The organism is Microbacterium sp. TW_SC_2 (assembly GCF_055361165.1).
In genome coordinates this window covers 402,217-418,687 of sequence record NZ_CM143952.1, presented here as the reverse complement: position 1 = coordinate 418,687, position 16,471 = coordinate 402,217, and the positions used below count along the sequence as shown (strand labels likewise).

Annotated in this window: 5 protein-coding genes; all 5 read right to left on the bottom strand. The window is 69.3% G+C overall.

The features are described from left to right. Positions 1–41 precede the first annotated feature (41 nt). A complete protein-coding gene (locus ACWA14_RS02000) occupies positions 42–6,104 on the bottom strand; it encodes an Ig-like domain-containing protein (RefSeq protein ID WP_463795786.1) in 6,063 nt (2,020 codons plus the stop codon). Between the two features lie 156 nt (positions 6,105–6,260). After that, the gene (locus ACWA14_RS01995; RefSeq protein ID WP_463795785.1) at positions 6,261–12,338 is read right to left on the bottom strand and encodes an Ig-like domain-containing protein; all 6,078 of its coding nucleotides are present in this window, start codon (positions 12,336–12,338) and stop codon (positions 6,261–6,263) included. A 123-nt stretch (positions 12,339–12,461) separates the two neighbouring features. Further along, positions 12,462–13,031 (bottom strand): DNA-3-methyladenine glycosylase I, encoded by a 570-nt coding sequence (locus ACWA14_RS01990; protein ID WP_463795784.1) that lies wholly within the window; start codon positions 13,029–13,031, stop codon positions 12,462–12,464. A 54-nt stretch (positions 13,032–13,085) separates the two neighbouring features. Next, entirely contained in the window at positions 13,086–14,132 is a 1,047-nt protein-coding gene (locus ACWA14_RS01985) for an NAD(P)-dependent alcohol dehydrogenase (RefSeq protein ID WP_463795783.1), read from the bottom strand. Positions 14,133–14,296: 164 nt separating this feature from the next. Further along, positions 14,297–16,351, bottom strand: a complete 2,055-nt coding sequence (locus ACWA14_RS01980) for an acyl-CoA dehydrogenase family protein (RefSeq protein ID WP_463795782.1) — start codon at positions 16,349–16,351, stop codon at positions 14,297–14,299. Positions 16,352–16,471 lie beyond the last annotated feature (120 nt).

The window sequence follows — 16,471 nt, the reverse complement described above, 5'->3', positions numbered from 1 at the left end:
TCTTTCTCTCGTGTGTCGTCTGTCGATGCGGGCGAGCGGGGCTACCAGCCGCGTTTCTCGTAGGCCTTGCCGTTGATCTCCACCCAGACGTTCACGCCGGGGTAGCCGAAGTAGCAGTTCAGCTGGGCCGTGTCGTTGGCACCGAGATTCTTGTTGTACGTGCCGGAGCCGATACGACCACGGTCCGAGTGACAGGTGATGTTGTAGTTGCCCGCATTGAAGTCCTTGGTGTTGACCGTGAAGTAGGCACACCCCGACGTGCTGCAGCCGTCCTGGCCCTGCGCGCTCGCTCCACGCGTCACCCACGCTCGCGGGTCGGGCGGATTGTTCGTGGTGGCCGAGTCGGAGGCGACGGGCGACCAGGTGCCGGTCGAGTCCTGGGCACGCACGCGGATGCTGTGGGTCTGGTTGTACCCGTTGCCCAGCGTGCGCGACCCGTTCCTCGCGACGTCCTGCCAGCCGTTGCCGACATCGATCTGCGTGGTGGTGATCGCCCGGCCGTTGTCGGAGCCGCGGGAGTCCCAGCTCACCTCGACGCTGGTGCCGAGGTTCCTGGCGTTCGCGGTCGGGGCCTTCGGAGTGCCGTACGGCGTCTCGGATACACCCGCGGAGGGGCCGCCGGTGTACGTGGTTCCGTCGACCGTCGCCACTCCGCGCACCTCGACCGTGTACCGGGTGCCGTTGGTGAGGCTGCCGATCACGCCGTTGCCCGGCATCCCCTGCCATCCGCCGCCCCCGTTGAGGCGGTACTGGTAGGACACTTCACCCTCGCGGGCACCGTTGCGGGAGCCGGGGTTGAAGGCCACGGTCACCTGACGGTCACCGGGACGTACGGCGGTGATCTGCGGCGGGGACGGCGCGATCACACCGCGGCGCGGCGGCGACATCGCGCTCCACTCGCCCCAGCCGGCCTTGTTGTGCCCGCGGACGCGGTACGTGTACGCGGCCTCGGAGGTCGGCACCACGACGGCCTGGCTGTTCGTGCCCGCGCCGGGGGTCAGGGTGTTGCGCAGGCTCGACCCCTCCCAGATCTCGAGCTGGTATCCGTCGATCGCGTCGCCGTTCGCCGGCGGTGTCGGCCAGTTCACCTGCATCTGGGCCTGCTGGCCCACGGGCTGCAGCTCCGCGGTCGAGGGCGCCCCGCCCGCGAGCGGAGGCCCTGCGGGCACCTCGGACGACGACCAGTTGCTCCAGCTCGACGGCTCCGGTGCACGGTTGTGCGCCTGCACGCGAACCTGGTAGTTGCCGCCGTTCTCCAGCCCCTCCCAGGTGAGGGAGTTGCCCGTGGCCTGCTTCTGCGAGACGCCGGAGGGCGGAGCCGGTGAGATCTCCAGCGTGTACCGCTCCACCGGAGAGCCCGGAGTCGTCGGCGTGGCCCACGCGACCTGCAGCGACTTGTCGCCGAAGACCAGGGTCGGCGGGTTCGGGGTGTCCGGACGGGCGTCCGGGCGTGCGACGGCCGAGGTTCCCGAGGGATCGGAATCGCCCACCCGGTTCGTCGCGGTCACCTGGAAGGTGTACTCGACGTTGTTGGTCAGGCCGTCGAGAGTGCAGGTCGTCGATCCGCACTCCTTCGAGTAGGGGCTTCCCTGCACCGAACGGACGGTGTACTTGGTGATCTCGGCACCGTTGTTCGACGGCGCCCCGTACGAGACGACCACCGTGCGGTCCTGCACGCTCGTCACCGTGGGCGCGCCCGGAGCGTTCGGGACCCCCTGCACGGTGAGCACGATCTGACCCGTGGCCTCGCGGTCGGGGTCTTCCGTCGCGTCCTGGATGCGATAGCGCACGACCAGCGTGCCGACGAAGTCCGCGGTCGGGGTGACCTGCACGTTGTCGCCGTCGAGACTCACGCGTCCGGCGCCGGTCTCGACATCCGCGGTGAGGACCTTGAGCGGCGTCTCCGGGAAGGGGTTGTAGTCGTTCGCGAGCACGGGCACCGAGACGGTCTTGCCCTGATCCGCCTGCGCGATCGTGTCGGTGTTGGCGGCGGGCATCGCGCGGTTCGATGCGGTGACCTGCACCAGCACGTTGCCCTCGACCGGCTCCGTCTCTCCGTCGGTGATCCGCAGCGTCAGCGTCGTCGCCGTGCCCTTCTTGGCGCTCGAGGCGGCCTCCACCGAGAGCTTGTCTCCGTCGATGGTCGCGCTGATGCCCTTGCCCTCGCCGTCGACCAGCGTGTAGCGGTGGTTTCCGGCATCCTCGGGATCGGGGTCGGTCGTGAGCGCGGCGAGGTCGAGCACCGTGGCCGGTTCCCCGGGGGCGACGTTCATCTCGCTGCGGACGAAGGTCGGCTGCTGGTTGTCGGGAGGCAGCACGTTGACCGGGATGCTGAGCGTGGCCTTGCGCCCTTCGGGGTCATCGGGGCCGGTGCCGTCGGTGACCTCGAACGTGAGGGCGTCCTGCCCGAAGTACCCGTCGGCCGAGGTGTAGACGAGCGTGCGCTCGTCCTTGACCAGGTCCGAGCCGTCGGCGTTGATCGCGCTGACCTTGGCGTGCTCGGTGATCACGACGTCGCCGCCGCCGGCGACCGTGACGTACTGCGACAGCGGCACCTCCTTCGTCTCGCCGCTGATGACTTCGAGGGGCTTGGTCGAGGTCAGCGTCGGGCGCAGGCCGTCTTCCGACGGGACGAAGATGAACGCGGAGGCCTGGAGACCGTCCTGATCGGTGAGCGTGTAGCGGATGAGCTGCAGCTCATCGGTCACGGTGACCCGGACCTTGCCGTCCTCGAGCAGTGTGCCGCCCGCGCCGACCTCGACGTCGAGGCGATCGGTGGTGCCGTCGGGGTCCTCGTCGTTCTCGAGGATGGTGAGGTCGGCGGTCAGGGCGCCGTCGACGAGGTCCACGGGCCGCAGCCGGTCGTCGCGCGCGACGGGTGCCTGGAACGGCACGTCCTCATCCACCGTGATCTGCAGCACGGCGGTCGCGGTGGCCCCCCGCGAATCGCTCACGGTGTACTGCAGCGAGGTCTCGAGGGAACGGTTCGGCGCCTCGACCAGCACGCGGTCACCCGAGACCCGTGCCGACAGCCCGTCGATCTCGGGCACCTCCAGGCCGTCCTCGACGAGAGAGACCTTGTCCCCCTCGGGGTCGGAGTCGTTGAGCAGGACGGGCACCGCGATCTCGCGCCCCGGGCGCACCACGACGGCGTCCTTCACGGCGTACGGCGCCTGGTTGAGCTCTTCGGACGGCGCGATGCCGACGCGAACCGTCGCGGTGCCCTCCTTGCCGAGCCGGTCGCGCACGCGGTACTTGAAGACATCCACGCCGGTGGAGTCGTCGAAGGCCTCGTAGGTGAGGTAGTTCTGCGCGATCTCGACGATGCGACCCTTGGTCGGGCTCGTGGACACGTCGACGAGTTCGACCGAGTCGCCGTCGGCGTCGATGCCGTCCAGCGGGACCGCGATGTTGGCCTCACCGCCGCTGAGGGCGCGGGCGACGAGATCGCGCGGGCGCGGAGCGGCATTGGTCTCGGCGTCGACGGGAAGGATCTGGATGGTGACGTATCCGGCCGCCTTCTGCTGCCGCGAGTCCGCCACCTCGTAGGTGAGATAGACGGTCTTGGGCTCGGTGCCGGCCTTGAACCGCACGGCGTCCTGCGAGACGAACGCCTCGCCGTCCTCCGGTTCGACCGTCTCGATCAGCTCGGGTTCGACGTGCATGGCGTCGTCGCTGGGATGCGTGTCGTTGTCGAGGACCGGGATCGTGACCACATCGCCCGCACGGACGGTGGCCGAGTCGGGATTCGCGAGCGGTTGCAGGATCTCGGCGGGGGCGGGGATCGGGACGACCACGACCTCGCCCTCGGCCGACTGATCGCCGTTGGAGATGCGGTACGCGATGCGCACCTGCTCTTCCAGCGTTCCCTGATCGGTGATGCGCAGGGTCTCGTGGTTGAGCACGGAGACCGAGATGCCGAGGTTCGGCTCCACCGACACGGACTGCACCACGAGGATGCCGCCGGCGGGGTCGGTGTCGTTGCTGAGCACGCCGATGAGCACATCGCCGCCGGAGGGCAGCAGCGCCACGTCGCGCACGGCGACCGGGGGGAGGTCCACCTGGTTGGCCTCGGTCACGTCGATGCGCACGAGGCCCTCGCCGTTCTCCGGACCGGCGGTCGCCAGGTACTGCACGTAGTAGACGCCCACGGTCGGGGCCGTGAAGGTGAAGGTCTTGTTCGGGAAGTCCGGAAGCACGGTGGCGCCGGGCACCTCGTCCACGCGGCCGAGGCGCAGGGGCTCGCGCCCGGAGCTGGTGTCGTTCGCGAGGGGTGCGACGATGATCTGCTCCCCGACGCGTGTCACGACGTGGTCGGCGTTGGTCTTCGGCTTGGTCGATCCCGGGGCGCGCACATCCAGGGTGATGGTGGTCGTCGAGACCTCGCCGAAGCCGTCGGCGACCGTCACCTGGACGTCCTTGCGGCCCTGCAGGCTGGCCGTGGCCTTGTAGGTCAGCTGACCGTCGGTGCTGAAATCGACCTCGTCACCGGGCGCGGCGACGACCTCCTTGAGGTAGATGTCGTCGCCGTCCGGATCGATCCAGTCCGGGAGGATGTTGTACGACACCGTGCCGCCGGACTCCACGGTGAGGGACGTCTTCCGCTTCGGCGTCGGGGCGCCGTTCTCGTCGGCGGGGTGCACATCGAGCGTGACGACGGCCGTGTCCTTGCCCCCGCGGCCGTCATCGACCTCGTACTCGAACGTGGAGGTGCCGGTGGCATCCTCGGCGACGGCGATCTGCAGCGATCCGCCGTTGTAGATGGGCTGCACGGTGCCGATGGACGGCTGCTCCCCCGCCATCGCGGCGACCAGGACGTCGCCGTCGGGGTCGTTGTCGTTGTCGATCACCGGGAGCAGAGCCGAGGCTCCGGGACGCACTCCGAACGAGTCGTCCTCCGCCACCGGTGGGGTGTTGATCTCGCTGCGTTCGGGAAGCGTGGTCTCGACGGTCTCCTCCGTCGAGTCCTCCTGGTTCTCCGTCTCGCCCTCCGGCGGAGTCAGATCATTCCAGTTGTCCACCCGCTGCAGACTCTCGTTCGCCAGCCACGCCGCCCCACCGACCGCATCATTCAGGATGATCACATCACGGTTCACACGGAACGTCAGCGTCGCCGCCTCCTCCGCACCCTCCACCGTCGCCACCACATCATTCGCGTCCCCGGCACACTCCCGCATGAACACCGCAGAACCCGCCCACGCCCCATACGTGCACCCCCGCAACCACACCGGCTCCGTCGGCGACCCGTTCCCCCCCGACGACGTCACAGACGGCTCCGCACCATCCATCGGCACCCGCACCAGATCAGAACCCGTCGCCACCGCCACCGCATCCGACTCCGCAGACGCCTTCTGCAACACCGCATCCGCCGCATTCGGAATCTCCGTCCGGAAACCCCCCGGCGTCATCACCACACCCGCCACCGGATCCAACACCACCGGCGTGTCCCCCACCGCCGTGATCGTCGGCTGCTCGGACGCGTCGATCTCACCGATCGATGCCGTGGAGGGGTCGAGCGCCTCTCCCTCGAGCGGATCGACCGGGATCGTCACGACCTCGCCGCGCTCCGTGGACAGCGCGAACACCGTGCCGTCCTGCCCGACCGCGACGTCGCTCTTCTCGCCGAGTTCGGCGACCGGATCCACGGCCTCGATCTCGAAGGAGGCGACCGCGCTCACGGGCATGACCCACAGATCGCCCGACTTCTGGTCGAGGATCGCCGCCGTCTGGTTTCCGAGCGCCACCTTGGCCCCACCGGGGATCGCCGCGGAATCGCCCAGGGACACGCGTGCCGGGTCGACGGTGGTGAGGGTCGAGGAGGTCTCGTCGACCACCAGGATGTTCGCGGCGTCCTGCAGGATGTCGTAGTTCTCCCCCGTCGTGCGGAGGCCGCCGTCGAGAACCGTCGACTCGTGGTTGAAGTGGCCGACCATCAGAGCCGACGTCTTGGTGATCCACACGCCGCCGTCGTTGAGATCGACCTTCGTCGTCGGGAAGCCCTGGTAGTTGATCGCCATCGTCGTGATGGCGATGACCCCGACCGTGATCCCGGCCGCCGACGCGAGCGTCTTCGGGCGCGCACGCATCCACGACAGTGCCTTCATTTCCCGGTCTCCCCCCGGCCTCGCGTGGCGCACGGCGATCAGCAGTGCGCCCACACGGACGACTCTGATCATCCTAATCGGGCGACGGCGAGGCTCAATGGGGAGAGTTGCCCATTCAGGAGCGAATCCCGCCGGCTCCCCCGCCGAAGGGCGCCGCTACCAGTTCGTCCGCTCGTAGTCGGCGCCGTTGATCGTGACCCACACCTGGTAGCCGCGACCGCCGTTGCCGTGGAAGCAGCTGATCTCGATCGAGCCGGACGCGGGGATGTTCCACGACCGGCCTCCTGCGAACCGCGCGCCGCCGCCCGGCGAATCGCTGTTGCAGTACACCTGGTAGGTGCCCGCGGGGAAGTCCTGGGTGTTCACGACGAACTTCGCGCACGTCGGATCGGTGCACTGCCCGGGCTCGTAGACGCTCGCTCCCCGCGTCACCCAGGCGCGCGGCGTGGGCGGCGGACCGGACTGCGCCGAGGCGGCGGCCTCGGGCGTCCACTGCCCGGCGGCATCCTGGGCTCGGACGCGGATGCTGTGGCCCTGGTTGTAGCCGTTGCCGACCGTGGTGCTGCCGGAGATGGCGACCCCCTGCCAGCCGCCGCCGTCGATGCTGATCTCCACCGCGGTGATGTCCCGACCGTTCGGCGATCCGCTCGCGTTCCAGCTCAGCTGCACCTGTGTGGGAAGACCCGTCGCTCCTGCGGCCGGAGCCTGGGGCGCCCCGTACGGGTTGCCGGTGGTCCGGTTCGAGGCGGCGCCCGCGTAGGTCACGCCGTCGACCGACGCGACCCCGCGCACCTCGATGGAGTAGTTCTGTCCGTTGGTGAGGCCGCCGATCGTCCGATCGCCCGGCACCGGCGCCCAGTTGCCGCCGTTGAGGCGGTACTGGTACGCGATCTCCCCCTCGCGAGCACCGTTGCGCGACCCCGCGGTGTAGGCGATCCGCAGCGCGCGATCGCCTTCGGCCTCGACCCGCAGACCGGTGGGAGCGCCGGGCGCGGTCACCCCGCGGCGCGGCGCCGACTGCTCGCTCCACGCTCCCCATCCGGCCTTGTTGTGGGCCCGGACGCGGTACGTGTACGCGGACTCGGACGTCGGCACGACGACCGCCTGGCTGTTCGCCTGCGCACCCGGGGTGACGGTGCGCACCGTGCGGCCGCCCTCCCGCACCTCGAGCTGATAGCCGTCGATCGCGTCGCCGTTGCGATCCGGGGTGCTCCAGTCGACCCGCATCTGGGCCTGGTTGCCGACCGGGGCCAACTCCTGCGTGGTGGGGGCGCTCGCGGCGAGCGGGGGGCCCGCCGGGATCTCGGAGGCCGACCACGCGCTCCAGGTCGACGGCTCCGGTGCGCGGTTGTGCGCCTGCACGCGGACCTGGTAGTTCGAGCCGTTCTCGAGGCCCTCCCACGTGGTCGAGTTGCCGGTGACCTGCTTCTGCGTCACCCCGGAGGGCGGGGCCGGGGAGATCTCGAGCGTGTACCGCTCGACCGGGGATCCCGGGGTGGTCGGGGTCGTCCACGACACCTGCAGCGACTTGTCACCGAAGACGAGCCGCGGCGGGTTCGGGGTGTCCGGACGCGCATCGGGGCGCGCGATCTCCGACGATCCGGAGGGCGGGGATTCCCCGACACGGTTCGTCGCGGTCACCTGGAAGACGTACTCGACGTTGTTGGTGAGGCCGTCGAGCGTGCAGGTGGTCGACTGGCACTCCTTCGCGTACGCACTCCCCTGCACCGACGACACGGTGTAGGTCGTGATGGGGGCGCCGTTGTTCGACGGCGCCGAGTAGGAGACCACGACCGTGCGGTCCTGCACGCTGGTGACCACGGGGGTGCCCGGCGCCGCCGGGACGTCCTGCACGGTCACGACGATCTGGCCGTTCACCTCGCGATCGGCATCCTCCGTCGCGTCCTGGATGCGGTAACGGACCACGAGCGTGCCGACGAAGTTCTGCGCCGGCGTGATCGTCACCTCGCTCGCCGTGAAGGACACCTGGCCGGATCCCGCCTCGGTCACGGCCGAGACGATCGTCAGCGGCGTCTCGGGGAACGGGTTGAAGTCGTTCGCCAGCGCCGGCACGGTGATCGCCGTGCCGGCATCCGCCTCGGGAACCGTGTCGGTGTTGGCTGCCGGCATGGCACGCGTCGACGCGGTCACCACGGCGGTCACCGTGCCCTCGATCGGTTCGGTCTGCCCGTCGGAGATGCGGATGGTCAGCGTGACCGCGGTGCCCTTCTTCGCGTCGGAGGACGCTTCGACGAGCAGCGTGTCGCGATCCTGGATGCGCGCCGAGACGCCGTCGCCCTCGCCGCCGACGAGCGTGTAGGTGTGCTTCCCCTCGTCCTCCGGATCGGGGTCCTCGGTGAGGGCGGCGAGATCGAGTGGCGTGGCATCCTCGCCCGGCGCCACATCCACCTGCCCCTGCAGGAACGTGGGCTGCTGGTTGTCGGGCGGCAGCACGTCGATCGGGATGCTGAGCGTCGCCTTGCGCCCCTCGGGGTCGTCGGGCCCCGTGCCGTCGGTGACCTCGAAGGTCAGCGCGTCGGGCCCGAAGTAGCCGTCCGCCGAGGTGTACACGAGCGTCGTCGCATCCTGCAGGAGGTCAGCGCCGTCGGCGTTGTTCGCACTGATCTTGGCCTTCTCGGTGATCGTCACCGTGCCACCACCGGCGACCGTCACGTAGTCGGCGAGAGGCAGCACCGCGGTCTCGCCGCTCATGACCTCGAGCGGCTTCGTCGACGTGAGGGAGGGACGCAGGCCCGCTTCCGACGGCACGAAGATGAACGCGGAAGCCTGCAACCCGTCGACGTCGGTGAGCGTGTAGCGGATCAACTGCAGCTCGTCCGTGACCGTGACCCGCACGCTGCCGTCGTCCTGCAGGGTGCCCCCGGCGCCGACCTCGACATCGAGGCGCTCCGTGGTGCCGTCGGGGTCCTCGTCGTTCTTCAGGATCTCGATGTCGGCGGACAGGCTGCCGTCCTCGAGATCGACCGGCTGGAGACGATCGTCGCGGGCGATCGGTGCCCGCAGGGGCACGTCGTCGTCGACGGTCACCTGCACGGTCGCGGTCGCGGTGGCTCCGCGCGCATCGACCACCGTGTACTGCAGCGAGGTCTCCATCTCCCGGTCGGGCACCTCGACGAGCACGCGGTCGCCCGACACACGCGCGGTGATGTCGTCGGGAGTCACGAGGCCCTCCGTCACGAGGAACAGCTTGTCGCCCTCAGGGTCGGAGTCGTTCTCGAGCACCGGCACGGCGATCTCGCGTCCGGGCCGCACCACGACGGCATCCTTCACGGCATAGGGCGCCTGGTTGACCTCTTCGGACGGCGCGATGCCGACGCGGATCGTGGCGATGCCCTCTTTTCCGAGCCGGTCGCGCACCCGGTACGTGAACACGTCGATACCAGCGGCGCCGTCGTCGGCCTCGTAGGTGAAGTAGTTCTGCCCGGTCTCGATGACGCGCCCCTTGGCAGGGCTCGAGTCGATCCCGAGCAGCTCGACGGAGTCGCCGTCGACATCGATGCCGTCCAGCGGCACGGCGATGCTCACCTCGCTGCCCGCGAGAGCCCGGGCCACGATGTCCTGCGGGCGCGGGGCGGCATTGGTCTCGGCATCCACCGGGAGGATCTGGATCGTGACGTAGCCGGCGGCCTTCTGCTGGCGCGAGTCCGACACCTCGTACGTGAGATAGACGGTCTTCGCCTCCGGCCCGGCCTTGAAGCGCACGGCGTCCTGCGAGACGAAGGCCTCTCCGTCCTCCGGCTCGATGAACGGCTCGATCAGCTCGGGCTCGACGTGCATCGCGTCATCGCTCGGATGCGTGTCGTTGTCGAGCACGGGGATCGTGACCACGTCGCCCACGCGGACCGTGGCGGAATCGGGGTTCGCGATCGGCGCCAGGATCTCGTCGGGCGCGGGGATCGGGATCACCACGACCTCGCCCTCGGCCGACCGGGATCCGTTCGAGATGCGGTACTTCAGACGCACCTGCTCTTCGAGCGCACCCTGATCCGTGATCCGCAGGGTCTCGTGGTTCAGCACCGACACCGAGATGCCGCTGTTCGGATCGACCGACACCGACTGGACGACGAGGATGCCGCCGGCCGGATCGGTGTCGTTGTTCAGCACGCCCAGCAGCACATCGCCGCCGCGGGGAAGCAGCGCCACATCGCGCACGGCCACCGGAGGAAGGTCGGACTCGGACTCGGGCGTCACATCGACCCGCACCAGCCCTTCGCCGTTCTTGGGGCCGGTCGTGACCTGGTACTGCACGTAGTAGACGCCGGGACTCGGCGCCGTGAACGTGAAGGTCTTGTTCGGGAAGTCCGGGAGGATCGTCGCGCCCGCGGTGTCGAGCACGCGGCTCAACCGCAGCGGTTCGCGACTCGTGCTGGTGTCGTTCGCGAGCGGGGCGATGGTGACCTGCTCACCGGCCCTCGTGACAACATGGTCGGCGTTGGTCTTCGGATTCGTCGAGCCCTGGGGCCGCACGTCGAGGGTGATCGCCGAGGACGACTCGAGGCCGAACGCGTCGGCGACGACGACCTGCACATCCTTGCGGCCCTGCAGGCTGGCCGTGGCCTTGTAGGTCATCTGCCCGTCCTGGCTGAAGTCCACCTCGTCGCCCGGCGCGGGGATGACGTCCTTGAGGTAGATGTCGTCGCCGTCCGGGTCGATCCAGTCCGGGAGGATGTCGTACGAGATCGTGCCGCCGGTCTCGACCGCGAGGGCGGTCTTCCGCTTCGTCGCCGGAGCGTCGTTCTGGTCCTCCTCGTGCACCGAGAGCGTGACGACCGCGGTGTCGGTGCCGCCGCGACCGTCATCGGCCTCGTACGTGAAGCTGGCGGTGCCCGTGGCCTCGTCGTCGACCGTGATCTGCAGGGAGCCGCCGTTGTTGACCGCCTGGATCGTGCCGATCGACGGCTGCTGCTCGACCAGGGTCGCCACGAGCACGTCGCCGTCGGGGTCGTTGTCGTTGTCGAGCACGGGGAGCAGGGTCGTCGCGCCCGGACGCACTCCGTAGGAGTCGTCTTCCGCGATGGGCGGGGTGTTGACGTCGCTGCGTTCGGGAAGCGTGGTCTCGACGGTCTCCTCCGTCGAGTCCTCCTGGTTCTCCGTCTCGCCCTCCGGCGGAGTCAGATCATTCCAGTTGTCCACCCGCTGCAGACTCTCATTCGCCAGCCACGCCGCCCCACCGACCGCATCATTCAGGATGATCACATCACGGTTCACACGGAACGTCAGCGTCGCCGCCTCCTCCGCACCCTCCACCGTCGCCACCACATCATTCGCGTCCCCGGCACACTCCCGCATGAACACCGCAGAACCCGCCCACGCCCCATACGTGCACCCCCGCAACCACACCGGCTCCGTCGGCGACCCGTTCCCCCCCGACGACGTCACAGACGGCTCCGCACCATCCATCGGCACCCGCACCAGATCAGAACCCGTCGCCACCGCCACCGCATCCGACTCCGCAGACGCCTTCTGCAACACCGCATCCGCCGCATTCGGGATCTCCGTCCGGAAACCCCCCGGCGTCATCACCACACCCGCCACCGGATCCAACACCACCGGCGTGTCCCCCACCGCCGTGATCGTCGGTGCGGCGCCCCCGTCGAACTCGCCGACGGCGGCCGTGGAGGACTCGAGCGGGGCCCCCTCGGCGTCGACCGGGATCGTCACGACCTCGCCGCGCTCCGCGGACAGCGCGAAGACGGTGCCGTCCGCGGCCACGACCACATCGGCGTTCTCGCCGAGCTCGGCGACGGGTTCCGCCGCCTCGATCTCGAACGAGGCGATCCCCTGCACCGGGACCACCCAGAGGTCGCCGGACTCGCCGTCGAGGATCGCCGCGGTCCGGTTGCCGAGAGCCACCTGCGCCGTCGAGGGGATCGCGGCGGAGTCGCCCAGCGACACGCGGGCGGGGTCGACCGCGGTCACCGTCGAGGCCCCGTCGTCGACGACGAGCACGGTCGCGGCTTCCTGCAGGATGTCGTAGTTCTCCCCCGTCGTGCGGAGGCCGCCGTCGAGAACCGTCGACTCGTGGTTGAAGTGGCCGACCATCGAGGTCGACGTCTTGGTGATCCAGACCCCGCCGTCGTTCAGGTCGACTTTCGTGGTGGGAAAGCCCTCATAGGTGAACGCCATGGTCGTGATCGCGATCACACCGACCGTCACCGCCGCGGTCGATGCCAGCGTCTTCGGTCGCGCGCGCATCCACGTCAACGCCTTCATACCCGGTTCCCCCCAGGGTCAGCACTCTTCGACTCCCACCGCGGCTCGACGGCCGCTCGGCGCACCCGCCCATCCTAACGGCCGCCGGAATACCGGCCGCCGGAAGAACTCCCCATCTGGCCGTCAGGCGCGCCAGCATCCCTCGATGTGGTCGTCGACCATGCCCGCCGACTGCATGAGGGCGTACATGGTCGTCGGCCCGACGAAGCGGAACCCGCGGCGCCGCAGCTCGGTGCTCATCGCGGTCGACTCGGGCGTGACGGCCGGCACCTCGGCGAACGAGGCGGGGCGCGACGACGAGGGCGGGGGTGCGAACGACCACATCAGGGCGTCGAGTTCTCCCTCGGCCATGTCACGCACCAGGCGGGCGTTGCCGATCGTCGCCAGGATCTTGGCGCGATTGCGGATGATGCCGGCATCCGCCATCAGGCGCTCCACATCCTCGTCCCCGAACTCGGAGACCAGAGCGGGATCGAACCCGCCGAACACCTCCCGGAACCGGGGGCGCTTGCGCAGGATCGTGATCCACGACAGCCCCGCCTGGAACCCCTCGAGGGCCGCTTTCTCGAAGAGCGCGCGGTCGCCGTGCAGCGCCACGCCCCACTCCTCGTCGTGATAGCGCCGGTACTCGACGTCGTCTCCGACCCAGGCGCAGCGCGCACGGTCGTCCGGACCGGTCAGGAGTGAGGTCATGAGAAGACGCTATCGGCCACGGCGGACATCGCCGTGGCCGACAGCGTCGCGGAGTCAGTCCGCCAGGGTCGCGGCGTCGATCACGAAGCGGTACCGCACGTCGGAGGCGAGGACCCGCTCGTAGGCCGCGTTGATCTCGGACGCGGGGATGACCTCGATCTCTGCCCCGATGCCGTGCTCGGCGCAGAAGTCGAGCATCTCCTGGGTCTCCTGGATGCCGCCGATGTTGGAACCGGCGAGCGAGCGGCGGCCACCGATCAGGGACATGACCTGCACGGGAAGCGGCTCGGCCGGTGCGCCGACGCACACCATCGTCCCGCCCACATCGAGCAGGCTCAGGTACGCCCGCAGATCGACCACGGCGCTGACCGTGTTGAGGATCACGTCGAACGAGGAGCGCAGGGCGCGGAACGTCTCCTCATCAGCGGTCGCGTAGTAGTGGTCGGCGCCGAGTCGCAGTCCGTCGTCCTTCTTGTTCAGCGTCTGCGAGAGCACCGTCACCTCGGCGCCCATCGCGTGCGCGATCTGCACGGCCATGTGTCCGAGTCCGCCCAGCCCGACCACGGCGACGCGCGATCCGGGGCCGACGTTCCAGTGCCGCAAGGGCGAGTACGTGGTGATGCCGGCGCACAGCAGCGGCGCGGCGACGTCGAGCGCGAGCGCCTCGGGGATGCGCACCGCGAACTTCTCCGTGACGACGACCTGCTGGGAGTATCCGCCCTGGGTCACGGTGCCGTCACGATCCGGGCTGCCGTAGGTGAACACGGGGCCTTCGCTGCAGAACTGCTCGTCACCGCGCAGGCAGTTGCGACACGTGCCGCAGGAGTTCACGAGGCAGCCGACACCGACGCGGTCGCCGACCTCATGCTTCGAGACCTCGGCGCCCACCGCGGCGACGGTGCCGGCGATCTCGTGCCCGGGAGCGAGCGGGTAGCTCTGCGGGCCCCAGTCGCCGCGCACGGTGTGGATGTCGGAGTGGCAGATGCCGGCGAAGGCGATGTCGATGAGCACGTCGTGCGGGCCGAGTTCGCGACGCTCGATCGTGGTCTTCTCGAGGGGGGCGGCTTCGCTGGGTGCAGCGTAGGCGTTCACGGTGGTCATGGGGGGGTTCTCCCTGCTGTCGATCCTGTGCCGCGTCGGGCGGCGGATCGACGTTACACGGGCTGTCCGTGTACGCGATTCAGCAAGAGCACGGGGGTGATGCCGCGATCCCGCCCCGAACGCGGCCGTTCGGGGCGGGATGACGGGATGGTGAACGCGCCGCGTCAGCGCTTCTTGGCCTTGAGCGCCTTCTCCTGGAGCGGCGCCTCGCCGGAGGCGGCGAGATCGGCGTAGTACGCGCGGGCCTCGTCCTGGCGCTGCTGCTCCGCACCCGAGGCGATCGGGGCACGCACGTGCTCCGGCTCGTAGCCGAAGGCCTCGACCAGGTCGAGGGCGTGCGGGCGCAACCGGGCGCAGAGACGGTCGATGTAGCTCGACACCGCGGCGGCGCGCTGCGTCGACAGGCGCCCGTGGATGAGGTGCCAGGCGAGGTGCTTCTCGATCAGCTGCAGCCCGAACAGGTCGCGCATCCACGTGAGCACCTGCCGGGTGTCGGCGTCGTCGATCGTGTGCACGGCGTCGGTGAACGCCTCCCACTGCAGCAGTTCGCCGTGGGCGCGGGCGGCCTCGATCAGTTCGGCCTGGTTCTCGTTGAACAGGCGAGCACCGAGGGCCTTGTCCTTGGCACCGGGACGCAGGCGCCCCGCGATGTCGGCGACCATCTGCTGCACCCGACCCGCGAGCAGTTCGTGCTGCTGCTCCTCGCGCAGACCGTTCTCGACCGAGCGGGAGACCTGGCCGAGATCGACGAACGCCTGACCCAGCTGACGCAGCCCGGCACCGTGGAACACCTTGCCGGCTGTCATGCCGACCGCGAACTTCGCGAGTGCCGCGGCATCCTTGCCCGTGAACTGCTTGGCGTAGTCGGTCAGCAGGCGCTTGCCGACGAGCTGCAGCAGCACGTTGTTGTCACCCTCGAAGGTGACGTAGATGTCGAGGTCGGCGCGGAGACCGACCAGACGGTTCTCGAACATGAAGCCCGCACCGCCGCAGGCCTCTCGTGCCTCCTGCAGCGTGTCGAGCGCATGCCAGGTGGACAGCGGCTTGAGCGCGGCGGCCAGGGTCTCGAGGTCCTCACGGTCCTCCGGGGTGTCGATGCGTCCCGAGAAGACGCCGTCGAACTTCTGCAGGAACTCGTCGTGCGCGAAGATCTGCGCATACGTGGTCGCGAGGCGGGGCAGCAACCGGCGCTGGTGCTTGCCGTAGTCCATCAGCACGACCTCCTGCCCGTCGACGCCGTCGAACTGACGGCGCTGCGTGGCGTAGGTGATCGCGATGTCGAGCCCGAGGGCGGATGCCCAGCACGCGGCTCCGTCGAGGGAGACGCGGCCCTGCACCAGGGTGCCGAGCATCGTGAAGAAGCGGCGCCCGGGGCTGTCGATGGCGCTCGAGTACGTGCCGTCGGCCGCGACGTCGCCGTAGCGGTTGAGCAGGTTGGTGCGCGGGATGCGCACATGGTCGAAGGACAGGCGCCCGTTGTCGATGCCGTTGAGTCCGCCCTTGAGGCCGTCGTCCTCGCGCCCGATGCCGGGCAGATCGACGCCGTCCTCCCCGCGCAGGGGCACGTAGAAGCAGTGCACGCCGTGGCTCACCCCGTTCGTGATGAGCTGGGCGAACACGGTCGCCGCGACACCGTGCAGGGCGGCGTTGCCGAGGTACTCCTTCGTCGCCCCGCGGAACGGGGTGTGGATCACGAACTCCTCGGTCTCGGGGTCGTAGGTCGCGGTGGTGCCGGCGGAGGCCACATCGGAGCCGTGCCCGATCTCGGTCATCGCGAAGGCGCCGGGGATCGAGAGATCCATCACACCGGGCAGCCACTTCTCGTGGTGCTCCTTCGTGCCCAGCTGCAGGATGGCGGAGCCGAACAGCCCCCACTGCACGCCCGACTTGATCTGCAGACTCGGATCGGCGACCACGAGCTCTTCGAAGCCGGCGATGTTGGCGCCGTTGTCGTCTTCACCCCCGAGGGCGGTCGGGAACGCCCGGTGCACGGCCTTGTTCTGCACCAGGAGGTGGAGCTGGCTCAGCACGCGCTCGCGGTGCTCGTCCTTGCCGAGCTCGTCGTCACGCCAGAAGGCCGAGTCCTTGATCATCTCGCGCGCCTGGCGCCGGGTCTCACCCCACGTGCCCATGAGCAGGTCGTTGACCCGGGACACGTCGATCTGCGGGGTGCGCGATGCGGCCTGTGTCGTCGAAGAGCGGACGGCGGTGTCGACCATGAGGCTTCCTCTCGAGGAGAAGTACGAATGCCTCCATGGTAGGTCTGCCACAAACCATGGCGAAGTCGCCTGTGCGGTTCCTCTAACGTGTTCCCGCCGCACCCCGGCATCCGATTGTCG

What these genes read in the sequence shown, in the direction of transcription:
- ACWA14_RS01980 (WP_463795782.1), bottom strand. Translation starts at nt 16,351, where the DNA reads ATGGTCGACACCGCCGTCCGCTCTTCGACGACACAGGCCGCATCGCGC.
- ACWA14_RS01985 (WP_463795783.1), bottom strand. Translation starts at nt 14,132, where the DNA reads ATGACCACCGTGAACGCCTACGCTGCACCCAGCGAAGCCGCCCCCCTC.
- ACWA14_RS02000 (WP_463795786.1), bottom strand. Translation starts at nt 6,104, where the DNA reads ATGAAGGCACTGTCGTGGATGCGTGCGCGCCCGAAGACGCTCGCGTCG.
- ACWA14_RS01990 (WP_463795784.1), bottom strand. Translation starts at nt 13,031, where the DNA reads ATGACCTCACTCCTGACCGGTCCGGACGACCGTGCGCGCTGCGCCTGG.
- ACWA14_RS01995 (WP_463795785.1), bottom strand. Translation starts at nt 12,338, where the DNA reads ATGAAGGCGTTGACGTGGATGCGCGCGCGACCGAAGACGCTGGCATCG.